Raw genomic sequence first — 14,129 nt, forward strand, 5'->3', positions numbered from 1 at the left:
ACACTCCCCCGTAGCGAAATGGCTCCATGCAAGGGGGCGGTACTGGTCTCAGTGAATTGCCCGGCCCACTCATTGGCACTTCGGAAGCAGGACTTCAAAGCACGCGCCCCCTAGCTCGCTGCGGGTCGCCCGGACCTCGCCAGCATGGCGTTCGACAATTCGGCTGACGAGTGCCAATCCCAGACCAGCTCCGCTTCCCGGGGAGCCAGGTAGTCGCACAAAGGGTTCAAAGATCTGCTGGGCTTTGTCCTCTGGTACCCCAGGCCCATCATCGTCTACTCGGATTCGAACTTTCGATTCCATGGCTTCGATCTCCACACGGATCTCGCCGTCGGCAAACTTGGCAGCGTTACCGACCAAATTCCCAATAGCGCGTCCCACGCTGATCCGTTCGGCAACCACCACGCATTCGGCAGATTGACAGACCATGGAAAACTTGAGGTTGGGAAAGGGAACCGATCTCGAGTCGATGACCTCCTGGACGAGCTTGCACACATCAAATTCTTCTAGTGCTGCGTGCGGCCGCGGCGCATCCATACGCATGTACGTCAGTAACTCCCCCACCAATTCATCCAATTCATGAATCGAGCGATCGACGGCCGCCAGCCGATCCGACCGAATCGCGTCGCTGGGCGCCGATTCGATCAGGTCCACCGCAAATCGCATTCTTGCCAGTGGAGTCCGCAACTCATGGGAAACAGCTTGCAACAGTTCCCGCTGCGAATTGAGCAGATTTTCCGTGCGGTCTGCCATCGTATTGAAGGCGTTCGCCAAAGACACACCTTTCGGGACTTTTAAACTATCGATTCGAGCACTTAAGTCACCGGCCGCAATCGCCATGGCGGTCTTCTCAACCGCATGCAATTGCCGAGCCACCGGGCGCAAGAGGATGGCGATGGCAATTGCCGCCAGCAAGAGAACGGCCCCCAACCCCAGTGTCACAATGGTACTCTCGGGTCCTACGAAGCTGGGCAGTGGGCCAAATTCGACGTAGTGCTGCTCGCCCATGGCTGCCGCTACATATCCGCCACCACTGCGGACATAGTAAACAACCTGTTGATCCAGAATACGATTCTTCCAGCTGGCTCGAAGCAATCCGTCGGCAAACGCATATCGGCGAACTGGGTATTCGTAGATCACTTCAAGTGCGGCCAAGGTGGATTCGAGCCCCTCCGCATCCACCGACTCCAACTGGGCGATCGCCGTCCTCACGCCCCCAGCTAATGCCTGCTCGACCACCTGCTGATTCTGTGACAGGTTGGACAGCCGGAATACAAAATATTGAATGAGCCACGCCATGACTAGTATGCACAGCACGGCTACATAGAAGCGAAGAAACAATCGAATCATGGGCGTGCAACCAATATGTAGCCCACGCCGCGTACCGACTTGATCATTGTTGGATTCTGCGGATCATCTCCCAACTTGCGCCGCAGCCGAGAGACGCGCAAGTCGATAGAGCGATCGAGTCCGTCGTAACGTATTCCATTGAGCTGTTCGTAGATTTCGGCGCGAGGCACAACCACTCCCGCCTGCCGCGCAAGACTCTCCAGTAGATCAAACTCGGCAGTGGTCAAACCGATGACTTGACCATCCAAGGTTACCTCTCGACAACTGGGATTGATCGTTAGCTCGCCGATTCTAAGCACGTCGTTATCGCTATGCGGAAGAGATGCGTCCACACGCCTCAGGTGGACTTTGAGGCGTGCTAGCAAGGCGCGAGGGCGGACCGGCTTCGACATGTAGTCATCCGCACCAACTTCCAGGGCAACAACTTCGTCGATCTCGCCGCCACGGGCCGTCAGTATCAAGATCGGACCGTCGAAGTTTGGACGCACGGCGCGACATACTTCAATACCATCCAAATTGGGCAATCCGATATCCAAAATCACCGCATCAAACGGCTCTTCACGGATGCGCCGAACCGCTTCCAGGCCGTCATGCTCGACTTGTGCGAGGAATCCATGACTCTCTAGAAAGTCGGCGACCATCCCAGCGAGCTCTCGATCATCCTCTACCACAAGCAATCGGTAGGTCTCAGTTGGCACCATCGAGCTCATTCAGCTGTTCCTGCTTCGAGTCTGCGTCACGCGATTTTTCTCAATAATCTTAACACAGAAGATCTCCCCCAAGCTGCCTACCTGTTGACTTGATACAGTTCGATACTGCCTAAAGACCTCTCTCCCCCTGGCGCGGCGTGCGAGTAAGTCGTGGCAACTCCCGCCGTGCCAACCGCCTCGTGGCAACTTCAAGGGCACCGATTCCCAACGTGAACGCTATCCCCGAGGATTCGCGTCAAGGAACAGCCGTAATCGGGTCGATATTGACTTGCGTAGAGATGCGTCCCCACGCTGTAAAAGCCAGCCGCCGTAGCGGCCAGACAGGGGCGACTGCGTGGCTGGGTGGTTCGGAAGTCCCCCTCGCCGTCTTCCGAGAATCGGCCTGGCCTCCACGAGCAGATTGCTGAGTCAAAATGGACTCGACGCGCCGTAGATACGAGCTCCAACTCTGCAGCGAAATCTCAACCTACGTTTGAACAGACTACCCGAGGTGCAAGGGAAACTTTCATGCAAATCGCTGGAACCAAGCCCCTGGTTGCCACTCTGCAGCAACAACGTCTCGAACAGGACCATCAAGTACAGAACTTGTTTACCGAGATCTTGATGGAAGCTGGCCGCGAGGGATATGCATCGGCTGAACCACTAGAGACTTCCGGCCCGCGGACGGAAGCGATTCAGTCAACGTGGAATGACTGGTTTAACCTAGAAATGACGGGCCGCTACCGCGGAGCGGAACAGCCCATGGAGCTGAAACAACAGTTCGGCGAATTGCTCCAACGCGGCTACCAAGAAGGCGCTTACGCCACTCCCAAAGCATTCTTGTCGAGTCTCTCTAAGAGTGAGCTGGAAGTTGTGCAGAACGTGCACTGGCTCGCGGAGCCCCCGCAAATCGAATCCTTGACCGAAGAGGGAGCTCTCAACCTGATGCTCCCGCCGGTCGCCCAGGTCGATGTCAATGGTGACGGGCTGACCCAATCGGGTGCCGCCTACGGCCTCCGATTTCCCGACAGCCGAACTCCAGCAGACGTAGCCACCGCTTGGGAACAAGCCACCGAGGGAATGTCGTGGGGCGAGAAGGCAATCCACGTTTTGCAAATCAAGGCACCCGTACTACTCGCCAACATTGTCCTCGATGCCAATGGAGCCTACTCACACAGTTACGAGCCAGGTGATCCGGAGTTCGTCAACCCGCTGGCTGCCGACGACTACTCCTATGTCCAAGTGACGCGCGACCATCTCGCCTCGCTGGAGTATTTCAAGAATCAAACCGACCCGATCCATTACGCCAAAGAAACGGCCTTTTGGAAGAATTTCCAGCAGCAATTGCTCGAGACGGGCGCAACTTAGCCAACGGAGACCTTACGTCTTACGCTCTGGCTGCCTCGCAAACGGCTACTTGAAAGAGAGCTATCCGACCTGCAGTTGCGATTCGACATGACGCAGTGCATCCTTGACCGACATCCCACGCCCACAGGGAACATCGTCTCTCTCACTGAGCCAGCCAGTCACGGTTTTTTCGGCAGAGATTACAGTACTGTGCCGACGCTTGCCGAAGTACTCACCGATTTCTTTATAAGCAGCCGGGGTATACTTGCGAGCTAAGAACATCGCCAGCATGCGTGGCTGACTAACGCTACGCATCTTGCTCGTCGACTGTAGACTGTCCGATGCCAAGCCAAACACACTGCAAACAACACGCTCAATATCACCGATCCTGACGATCGGCTGGGTGGCTTGCACCAAATCATAGACCGCATTCCAACTCTGATCCCAGTTCAACGTGCCGTCGTGCGCCGAGGCGACGGCCATTAAGCGTTTGGCGATCCCGCTTAAAACACGTCCATCTCCCGCCGCTCGCTCTGCAAGTCTGACGACGACTCCCTCGGCGACTTCGACTCCCGCGTCGCTCAGCAGGCGTGACAGCAAACCACCGCGAGTCGCCTCGTCAAGTGGAAATAGAGGAGACACCAATCCCCCGCGAAGTCGTCCGATCAAATCGTTTCCAAGTCCACTCAGTTCATTGAGCGAACAATTTGCCGTAAACACAACCTGCTTGTTCAATCGCAGCAGATTGTCGAGCGTGTGTTTGACTTCGGTTAGTGTCGATTTTTTGCCGACAAAGAACTGGATATCATCGAGGATAAAGGCCTCGACATCTCGGTACTTGCGCCGGAACATGGGGAGTCCCCCGCCGCGCAGCCCCTCCATGAAATCGTTGGTAAATTGCTCGCTCGTCATATGCACCACTCGACGCATACGACGTACGATACGCAACTGTTGCGCGACGGCTTCAAGTAGGCAACTCTTGCCAGATCCACTGGGACCGTGCAACAGCACGGGAGTCAAACGTCCCGGATCATTGATAACCAAGTTCGCGGTGGTCCAAGCAAGTTGATTGGATTCACCTCGTACAAACTTATTCCACAAATTCTCAATTCGCGGCTGACCCGTTCTACCGGTCGGTTGCCCCGAGGTAGGCTGATTCGAAACAGGTTGACTCGGAGCTACCTGCCCACCGCTCGACGAACCCGATCCCCCACCAGTTGCCTGGGCGTAGCCACCAGCAACACCCTGGCTGAGCGCACTGCGCTCGGGTTGGCCAGGCGTCTCGAAAGGCTCACGCTCAGGAGTGCGCGCATCGGAATCTGCTGCATGAATCTTCAGTGCCGGCCGTTCAGCACTTGCAGCATCCGGCGGATCCGCCGCCTTGCGTTCTGGTACGACCACGATGGAATCAATGGATGTGTGCTCGCCCGCTAGCTCAACTAACCCAGCAGTCATGTCCTTGAGCAACATCTTCATGGCCAGCTGGCGCGTGAAATCGCTGGGGAAGCCAAGCTGCAAGACATCCCCCGTCCACGTCCAAGTCGTCTCTGCGGGAATCCACAAGTCGAAGCGCTCCGGGCTGATCCTGTCGACCAGAGCAGATCGCAGTTGATCAGCGATATTCCTTTCGCTCTGGTTCACTTCGCTAGCCATACGCGGCGCGCACTCCTATTGGTCAAAAGTCACGCAAATCCTGCGCGAACGGGGTCCTATTTGACGCTCGTGGCATACCTTGCCACGCTCCAATGCCAAACTCGGAGGTTGAAAAGAAAGGCCACTAACTTTCCACCGAGCCCTATCTGTACAATTGTCTTTGTACTCCAGGTTTTGGACGGTCACTCCGTCACTGGCGAGGCCCGATTGTAGGTTTGCTAGCATTGATGTCAAACTTGTTTATCGCAATCGAGGCTCCAGCAGTCGATCGCTTCCTTTTTCGTCGCGTCCAATCCCGCATTCGCCTCATTTAACTGCAATCGGGTATCGTAGCAGAGTTTCTTGTTCGACACTGCTCGCGAAAGTGGAAAAAGTGTTCGTCACCCCACCTCAGAGCCTCGGACCCCAATAACCGAAAACAACATAAACCTTTATAGAAAAACAACTTAACCCCTTAACGCAACCCTCACAACGAACATGGATGTCACTGCACCGGAGAATGGCTAGCAACGCCCATTGAACCGATCCGGTTCTTGAAAGAAAAGGTCAGAACTCGGCAATTTTCTCAACTGGCTGATACCATGGTAACGCTGCAATCACTACTAAACTCCCAGGGTACCCCACCTACTGCGGTATGCCTCGATTGGGCTTGGCAACTACTCGCGTTGCAGTCAACCACTCCATATGAGGGGGAACCCTACAACGAGCAGCTGAAGTGGGCAGACCTAGAAGTGGGGGAAGAGGGACGACTACTTATCCGCCGCGCCGATCAGCCCCACTCCCAATCAATTCCGATCAGAGCATCGCGACGCTCCCCCAGATCGAAATCGACGCCGAACTCCTCCGCGCTGCTGGAAACTCTCATTGAATGGATCGAGCGCGACTCGACTCTCGACTGTCCCAGTAGCCCTCAAGACTCATTCGAAGTACGCGTCCACCACCTCACCCATCAGCATCGCCGCCACGCCAAACCTGAAGTAGACGTTTCAACAGCACCGCATTCCCCTCAGTGCAGTGTATCGGCACGATCGGCATTGTCGCTCGATTCAAAGAGCGACGTGGAGGCAGGTTTGACGCCGAGGCGACCTGCAGAGCAGGGGGGCCGAGCCGCGATCGCTCCAGTGCCTGCGTTCGACAAACACGCTCCGCAGCCCCCGCTGTCCGCAGCGACGCCTGCAAGGGCACGCCAGCGTAGACGCCCAATGCTCAGGCAGCGTTCTAAGCTATTGGCTCGCTGGATTGTCGGAGCCACCTTGGTCGGCCTGCTGCTGTTCATCTCGTCCATGCAATTCTTTGCCTACCGCTCCGGCGACGGCCTACCGTCGGCTGTCGCACATACCAGCGAACCCAATCCCGCTCCAAGGGGGATGAGCGGTCTGCTACCCCCCAAAACAAAAGTGGAGTCGCCTCCCACGGAAGCAACCGACTCGGATGATATCAGCTTGAGGCAGGACGAGACGGGTTTGCCAAGCGGAGTTCCCTTCGACAAAATCACGAGCAAAGACATCCTCTCGACAACCACCAGTCTGCCCCAGCATGCCCCATTAGCACATTCCGCCGATTCGCCCTTCAGTGACTCGTCTGCTATCGATTCGTCTGCGACCGATTCCATTGCGATCGATTCGGCCCCTCCAGAATCGGAGGATCTTGCCAATCCTACGCGTGAGTTGACAGACTTGATGCAACTGGCTTCGATAGAATCCCAAGAGCTCGCAATTCCAATCCAAGCGGAGTCCACGACAGGCGAACCTGCAACGGACGCCGAAACCGACTCACGGACTCCGCCTCCCGCCTGGCTGCTGTCAACGTTTCCGGTAACGCAATCGCTAAAATTTCCGGAAGCTGGGCGTTTGCGAGTAAAGGTGCCGGAATGGTCGCTGCGACTGTCGGTCGGTCCAGAATTTGAGTCTTTTCCACCGACTCCGCAAGGTGTCGCTGGACGCAATTCGGTTGCTTGGGAAATCCGGCCATCCAATGCCGCTGCTCCTCCGAGCACCCTGCTGTATGTGCAAACACGGCTTGCCAATCCTCGCAGCCCCACGTTGGAGTGGCATATTGCCGCAGGAAACCAATCGCTGCCTGGTTTGATGCTGCCTGCCGAGCTGAATTACCTGGATCGCGCTCATCGAGTCCTAGAAACCGCGAAAGCTCAGATGCAGCAAGAAGTACAGCATTTAGCGATTGTGAGAGGCTCCAGTGGTTTCAGCAGTTCAATGCGAGCGACTGCCGCCAAACGCCGCCGATTTCTCAAAGAACAATCTGAGTTTTGCGATGAGGCGTTGACGATTGTGGCTGAGGCGAATCAACTACTCCGTTGGCTCGACGGACAATTTGAGGTGCATGCCGAGCTTCGCGATCTAGCGCAGCCGGCCCCTGTACCGTTGCTCCAATTCGGTAAAGTGGATACGGCCAGCAACGAACTGGGCAAGGACCTCTCAAACGCTAAAAATGAAACCGATCCCACTTCGGTGAACTCCCTTGATGCGAAATCTCTGAATGCCGAGTAAGTCCACCACCGAGGAAACGCTATCCATCGGTATCCAACTTCGCGATTTAGTCGTCGAGTACGCGCCTGGTAAGCCGGTGCTCCAAAACCTGACGCAAGACATTTTCTCGGGTGAGATCGTTGCCTGTGTTGGCGCCTCAGGCTGCGGCAAAAGCACTCTCCTGCGTGCAATTGCCAAGCTCATTCCTCTTCGCAGTGGTTCCATTGTTTTACATCCCAACTCACTAACACGCCCCCCCAACAACATCGCCTATGTATTTCAAGATGCCACATTGTTGCCGTGGCGAACGGTTGCCGAAAATGTAAAATTGCCGTTCGAACTAGGAAGGGCAGCGTCTCGCAAGGTGAAAGCAACTTCGGCCTCTGACCAACACATGGAAATAAAAAGCGTCTTGGAAACGGTGGGACTCTCTGCCGACGACGCTGGCAAGTTTCCGCGCGAGCTTTCAGGCGGCATGCGCATGCGAGTGAGTTTGGCCAGGGCGATCGTGACTTCCCCCAGCATATTGCTCTTGGACGAGCCCTTTGCAGCGCTCGATGATTTGCTCCGCTCTAAAATGAACGATCTCGTGTTACAACTCCAGCAATCGGGCCAGCAGACCGTGCTATTTGTAACGCATAACATTGCTGAAGCCGTGTTTCTCAGCCACCGCGTGTTCGTATTGGGGGATGGCAAGATCTGCCGTACGCTAAACAACCCTCTTGCGTTCCCCCGCAGTCCAGAGATCCGCTCGAGCCTCGAATTTGCAGAATTCTATGGTCGCATAAGCCATGCACTTGCCGAGGTGAGCCCATGAAAAAAGCTATCCTGGCTTGGTGCTTCCAATACGCGACCGCCATTGGTGTAATGTTCCTGCTGGCAGCGATTTGGCATGCCCTAGTCGTACTACGAGGGATTGAACCCATCATCCTCCCCACTCCACTGCGAGTGCTAGAAGCCGCAATTCGTGAAAGAGAGACTCTGTTCAAGGGGTTTCTAGCGACAGGCATGGCCGCCAGCCTGGGGCTCACGCTGAGTATCGCACTCGGTTCATTGATAGCCATCGTTTTCAGTCAATCTAAAACACTCCGTTCGGCCTTTTATCCTTACGTGCTGTTTTTGCAGACGGTACCTATCGTGGCCATTGCTCCTCTGCTAATCACTTGGTGCGGCTATGGGGCGCACACCGTCGTCTTGGTAGCCGCCATCATCAGCATTTTTCCAATTGTCTCCAATGTGACCGCGGGGTTGATCTCCGTCGATGAAAATCTCAAAGATCTCTTCGAACTCCATCAAGCAACCCGTTGGCAAACTTTGATAAAATTGCGAATACCCAATGCAATTGGCAGTCTCATCCTGGGTATGCGCGTCAGTACTGGCCTAGCAGTGATTGGTGCGGTTGTCGGTGAATTTTTCCTGGGAACGGGGGTTGCTGGATACTCCGGTCTCGGAACGGTCATGATCATTTGGCAAAACCGCTCTCGCACCGATGCGTTGATCGCTGTGGTATTCGTCAGCACACTTCTAGGTCTTGCCATGTTGGGTGCGGTGAATCTAGGAACCCGTCTCTTACTCCGACGTTGGACCGTTGGCCAGAACTTTGAAAACGAATAGCGGTTGTCAGAGCTTCCTATTTCGCTTCTTTTACATGGACTTCTCCCACGATGCTAAGCCCCCCGCTCCCATACACCCCTCAGTCCCAGCGAACGAGTCCAACAGCCCGCAGTAGGTCCATTCCCTACGCACACAAACCACCGCTCCGTTTGCTTTGGTCACGCTTGCTGAAGCTGACGGTATTGAACCTTTGTTTGGTGTCATGGGGGTGCAATTCTTCCGCTCCTATTGCACGGCAGGACGATGCTGGCAACGACCGCGTCGTACTCATGCTCAACTGGTATCCGGAGGCAGAGCATGGCGGCTTCTATGCCGCTCAAGTCCACGGAATTTTTGAACAGCATGGATTGAATGTAGAAATCCGTGCCGGAGGTCCCAACACTCCAGTTGCTCAAGAACTCGTTGGTGGACGCGTGCAATTCGCGATCGGCAATGCCGACGACGTTCTCCTTTTCCGAGAACAAGACGCCCCGATCGTGGCGTTAATGGCTCCCATTCAAACCACACCTCGTTGCATCTTAGTCCGCGCAAGTTCGCCGGTGAAAGACCTGCGAAGTTTAGGGGGCATGCGACTGCAGGCCAACGCGGGACGCCCATTCTTAGACTACATGAAAGCAGAAGGGCTACTGCAGAACGTACAGGTAGTTCCCTATCCGGGCACCGTAGCCAACTTTGTGACCGACGAGAACACTGCCATCCAGGCCTATTCATTCAGCGAACCACTGTTAGCGGAAGAGGAAGGAGTCCAGGTTCGAAAGTTGATGCTCTCCGAGATCGGATTCAATCCCTACGCTTCCTGCTTGCTTTCCACCGAGAGTTACATCGAACAAAATCACGACACGGTCCGACGCATGGTGCTTGCCTGCCGCGAAGGCTGGAAGAAATACCTCGAGTCTCCGGTGGAGACCAATGCCGCAATCCTCTCCAATAATAAGCAAGGTATGACGACCGAAGCTCTAGAGTTTGGCGTGCAAGCCCTGCGGCCTCTCTGCTTGCCCAACGGCTTGCCAGCGGATGAGGTGGGAATGATGAGCCCCAACCGCTGGAGCGAACTGGTGGATCAATTCGTCCAACTCAAGCTCATCAGCTCTGGCAAAGTAACTGCCGAGAGCGCTTATACCCCCATCTTCCTAGACCGAGCCCTCACCGCAGATCAACCATAAACCGTCAATCGCCATCTCAGTGCCGCCAGCCCCCCCCGCATTGCTAGCACGCTCCCCGATAGGTGCCACCCATCCATGCAAAACCGCATCACGCTAGCAATCCCCCCTGCAACTCATTTTGCTAGCACAATTCAAAAGTTGGGTGGCACCTATTGGGCCGGCGCTCCCCGATAGGTGCCACCCATCTATGCAAAACCGCATCACGCTAGCAATCCCCCCCTGCAACTCATTTTGCCAGCACAATTCAAAAGTTGGGTGGCACCTATTGGGCAAGGAAAGAAGGTCTACAGTTCGCCTCACTCGTCTTCGGAGATTCGACTCGCCATCACATGCATGCCGGTGCGCGCAAGCCAATCGAAGCAAATCGGCAGCTTGCCTCAGTGCTTGGGGTGTGGACTTCTCCCCCACAGCCACCATCTGGGAGGCGAAAGCATACGATAGGGCCAGCCACCGATGCGTTTCCAAGCATGAGAAAGGTGCTAGAGATTTAAAAAGGTGCCAGCCACGATGCACTGTCGAGTGCTCACCAATAGGCGGCGGCCGCCTACTTGTCTGTCGCGAGACGCTGGCACGGTCACGCATATCTCCTGAATGGTCTGCTGGAAGTGCGTCCGGTCTTTGCCAAATCTTGAGCGCGCAGAGACCAGCGTATCAGAGGGGGGGAGGATATGTGAATGCAGCGGCAGGCGACCAGACTTTAGTCTCCCAGAACATCCGACAACGGGCGCGCGTGAGCGATGTTCTCTAGATCCTCAGGCCACCGACTCCAGACGGGAGTTCTCGCCAGAATCTTGGCCCGCAGCTCCTCCACATCCTTTTGTCGCTTCTTCTCGGTGATAGCTTCGCGAATCTCCGGTTGAGCGTCGGCAAAACTTTTCGTATGCCCATCTTCCCGTTCGGTGACTCGGATAATGTGCAATCCAATCTCATCCTCAATCACTTGGCTCAGCTCTCCAACCGGGAGCGTAAAGATCGCGTTATCGATCTTGGCACTCTTCAAGCTCCCCATCGTCGTCCAATCGTAGGCCCCTCCCTTATCAGCGGTAAATCCTTCAGAGGACTGCTTAGCAACTGCTTCAAATGGCTTACCACCTAAAAACACTTCATTTCCTAGACCTTTGATCAACGCCTCCGCCGACTGGCGATCGTGACGATCAAATCGAATGGTGAGCTGTTGCCATTTTGCGCGGGGTTCCACATTCCAGTCGGTTTGGTGCTCTTGGTAATAAGCCAGCAATTCCTCACGTGATATTTCGTAGCTCTTCGGAATGTATTTATTCTCGAGCTCCGCCCCTAACACTTGCTCAACGAATTGCCGGCGGAGCATCGAGAGCGACATCGCCTTCTCGTCAAGCTTGCGTTCCAAGTCCCCGATGTCGCTAACCTGATACTTTTTCAGCATCGTTGGAACTTGCTTCTCAAAGAAGATCTTGCCTGCTCTGGTCGATACTTCCTTTTCCATTTTCTGCAGCTCTTGCGGGCTGCCGGTTCCCGCCATGTCGCGAAAAAACTCTAAGTACATCGCCTTAATCTCGACGTACTGCTTCAACACTTGACGGGTGAGTTTAAGGCGCAGCTGCTCTTCAGCCTGCTTGTTCGGAATTTTATCGCGGTTGCTTTCAATGATGGGCTCCACGAAGCCCGCCATATCCCCGAATAACACATGGGAACTTCCGACAACCGCAATGAGCTCCCCGGAGCTAATTTGCTCGGCTTCCACCTGCGCTGCTTCCTCCGAGCCGTACGCCACAAGACGCCCCGTGGGAACGCCCGCAGAGCTGAGCGATGGAGTCACTCCTACTGGTGTAGCTCCGACGGCGTTCGGCAGCGTGAACGTGTTGGCGACTGGAGCGTTGACGCTCCCCCCCCCAGTACTCGTCGGGAAGGGAGGTAGTCCAGCCACTGGCGACGCCCCCGGAACTTGCCCTGGTACTGATGTCTGAACACTAGGTGCTTGAACACTAGGTGCTTGACTCAGCGGTACATAGGCAGGGGTCGAAATACTCGGACCGGGTCCGGCCGGTGGCGAAAGGCTTACAACGCGAGGCGAAGTCGCCGAATTGTTTGCCGCAGGGAGAGGCAACGCCGCCGGCCGAGCTGGCGCCGCCGCCCAAGGTGTTTGAGCAGGAACCCCAGAAATCATTCCCCACAATACCACCAGTGTGGCACCGATTGGAGCTCGATATCGACTCGGCTGGAAGATTGGATTTCGCACGATTCCGCGCCTCTCTGATTCTTTTCTTTGGACTGATCCCTAATTCCCCGCAGATGGCGTTTCAGTCTGCGCATTCAAAGGGCCTGTTACCTGATGTGACATATTTCCCATTCCGAAGCAAGGTTGAACTCTGAATTTTCAGCACCTAGCCCCGCGTCTCGAAGATGCATCCGCCCTGCATCGCGACTAGGAAAAGTAAGCGACCTACCGTAAAGTGTTCTTGGAGGTCCGACCCGATATTCCCACGGCCTTTACCATCCAGTCCACAGGCGACGCCAGAAACGACGGAAAGCGATGACAGACACGGAGGCTCCTCACCACGGCCCAAACGGCTCCCACAATCCGGACGAAAAATTGGCACAGTTGCCTCCCCCGGCAACTCGGCATTCCAGCAAACCCTGGGCGCCGCTCGTCTACCCCATGTACCGCATCTTCTGGATCGCTGGGCTCTTCTCCAACATGGGAACCTGGATGCACGAGACGGGTGCCCAGTGGTTGATGACCTCACTGCACCCAAGTCCCGAGATGGTCTCTGCGGTGCGCGTCAGTATGACCATCCCGGTCTTCCTGTTAGCATTGCCGGCGGGTGTCTGGGCCGACCGCTTCAACCGTCGGACGTGGCTACTATCGACCCAGTTCTTGCTGCTCAGTATCGCAACGCTGATGGCTGTCCTAGCTCGCTTTGACCTGATAACTCCCTCACTCCTGCTGATCCTGACCGCGGCCATGGGAACTGCCATGATCCTGAATCAGCCCGCTTGGCAAGCCCTTACCCCCGAACTGGTCCCACCCGCACTGGTCCCTTCCGCGGTCGCAGTGGGGAGCATCTCTTTCAACCTAGCTCGATCCATTGGACCGGCTGTTGGTGGCCTACTTATTGCCTATTTTAGCGTATGGACCACCTTCGCCTTCAATGCCATCTCGTTCCTGGGCGTCATCATGGTCTTGCTCATGTGGCAGCCAGCTCCGGAACCGAAAAGCAATCGGGCGAGTCCGGAGTTTATGACCGAACTGAAAAAGGGAATGTTTGTCATCAAGAACACTCCGCCTCTGCGCAATGCCCTGCTGCGCGTGCTCATGTTCACGCTTTCGGCCAGCATCCTGTGGAGCTTGCTTCCCCTGGTGGCTACGGAAAAGCTCGGATTTCGCGAACGCGGCTTTGGCATCTGTTTAGGACTAATCGGCGCTGGAGCGGTGGTTGGAGCTTGGTTCCTACCCTACGTTCGCTCCCGCTTCCCAAGCGAATCACTCCTGCTCGCGTCAAATTGCATCTACGCTTCAGTATGCATCACAATTGGCCTCACTCACTCGGCCGCCTGGATTATGCCAGGACTGTTTGTCATTGGAGCCTGCTGGATGGCAACCATGACGACCCTCAATGCAACCGCCCAAGTCAACCTGCCCCGCAAGTTCCGCGCGCGAGGCATGTCTGCATTCTTGATGTCCTTTGCACTTGGAATGGGCTTGGGATCCGCCTGCTGGGGCTGGTTTGCCCTCGGCACCAGCCTTGGCCTGACGTTTATCGTGGCGGGGGTTACACTGATAGCAACAGCCTTCGCGGTCCATTCCAAGAAGATAGGCTCACTCACCGTCTCTCATTGAAAGAATTGCA

General features: G+C 55.7%; 10 protein-coding genes. 6 read left to right on the forward strand and 4 right to left on the reverse strand.

The genetic code is table 11. The features are described 5' to 3' along the window. Positions 1–69: 69 nt before the first annotated feature. Together Q31a_RS17020 and Q31a_RS17025 are read right to left on the reverse strand one after the other, a co-directional pair. Entirely contained in the window at positions 70–1,350 is a 1,281-nt protein-coding gene (locus Q31a_RS17020) for a HAMP domain-containing sensor histidine kinase (RefSeq protein WP_145080385.1), read from the reverse strand. Continuing rightward, on the reverse strand, positions 1,347–2,060 hold the full coding sequence (locus Q31a_RS17025; RefSeq protein WP_197355347.1) for a response regulator transcription factor: 714 nt from the start codon (positions 2,058–2,060) through the stop codon (positions 1,347–1,349). The genes Q31a_RS17020 and Q31a_RS17025 overlap by 4 nt, the downstream gene beginning before the upstream one ends. A gap of 507 nt (positions 2,061–2,567) precedes the next feature. Here Q31a_RS17025 and Q31a_RS17030 point away from each other — a divergent pair. Next, positions 2,568–3,407: a hypothetical protein gene (locus tag Q31a_RS17030; RefSeq protein ID WP_145080388.1), complete on the forward strand. Its 840-nt coding sequence runs from the start codon at positions 2,568–2,570 to the stop codon at positions 3,405–3,407. Between the two features lie 60 nt (positions 3,408–3,467). Here Q31a_RS17030 and Q31a_RS17035 read toward each other — a convergent pair whose 3' ends face one another. After that, positions 3,468–5,039, reverse strand: coding sequence for a DnaA/Hda family protein (locus Q31a_RS17035; protein ID WP_145080391.1), 1,572 nt, complete (start codon positions 5,037–5,039; stop codon positions 3,468–3,470). A gap of 581 nt (positions 5,040–5,620) precedes the next feature. Here Q31a_RS17035 and Q31a_RS17040 point away from each other — a divergent pair. Genes Q31a_RS17040 through Q31a_RS17055 form a run of 4 tightly spaced genes read left to right on the forward strand, consistent with a single transcriptional unit; the run spans position 5,621 to position 10,302 of the window. Then, the gene (locus Q31a_RS17040; RefSeq protein WP_145080394.1) at positions 5,621–7,546 is read left to right on the forward strand and encodes a hypothetical protein; all 1,926 of its coding nucleotides are present in this window, start codon (positions 5,621–5,623) and stop codon (positions 7,544–7,546) included. Continuing rightward, positions 7,536–8,342, forward strand: a complete 807-nt coding sequence (locus Q31a_RS17045) for an ABC transporter ATP-binding protein (RefSeq protein WP_145080397.1) — start codon at positions 7,536–7,538, stop codon at positions 8,340–8,342. Before Q31a_RS17040 ends, Q31a_RS17045 begins: the two co-directional genes overlap by 11 nt. Next, complete coding sequence (locus Q31a_RS17050) at positions 8,339–9,139, forward strand: ABC transporter permease (protein WP_145080400.1); 801 nt, start codon at positions 8,339–8,341, stop codon at positions 9,137–9,139. The genes Q31a_RS17045 and Q31a_RS17050 overlap by 4 nt, the downstream gene beginning before the upstream one ends. Before the next feature lie 50 nt (positions 9,140–9,189). Further along, positions 9,190–10,302 (forward strand): ABC transporter substrate-binding protein, encoded by a 1,113-nt coding sequence (locus Q31a_RS17055; RefSeq protein WP_145080403.1) that lies wholly within the window; start codon positions 9,190–9,192, stop codon positions 10,300–10,302. A gap of 697 nt (positions 10,303–10,999) precedes the next feature. On the opposite strand, the gene Q31a_RS17060 is transcribed toward Q31a_RS17055, so the two are convergent. Then, complete coding sequence (locus Q31a_RS17060; RefSeq protein WP_145080406.1) at positions 11,000–12,517, reverse strand: peptidylprolyl isomerase; 1,518 nt, start codon at positions 12,515–12,517, stop codon at positions 11,000–11,002. Between the two features lie 294 nt (positions 12,518–12,811). Here Q31a_RS17060 and Q31a_RS17065 point away from each other — a divergent pair, with 294 nt between their 5' ends. Beyond that, positions 12,812–14,119, forward strand: a complete 1,308-nt coding sequence (locus Q31a_RS17065) for an MFS transporter (protein ID WP_145080409.1) — start codon at positions 12,812–12,814, stop codon at positions 14,117–14,119. The last annotated feature ends 10 nt before the right edge of the window (positions 14,120–14,129 follow it).

The organism is Aureliella helgolandensis, assembly GCF_007752135.1.
Taxonomy (GTDB): domain Bacteria; phylum Planctomycetota; class Planctomycetia; order Pirellulales; family Pirellulaceae; genus Aureliella; species Aureliella helgolandensis.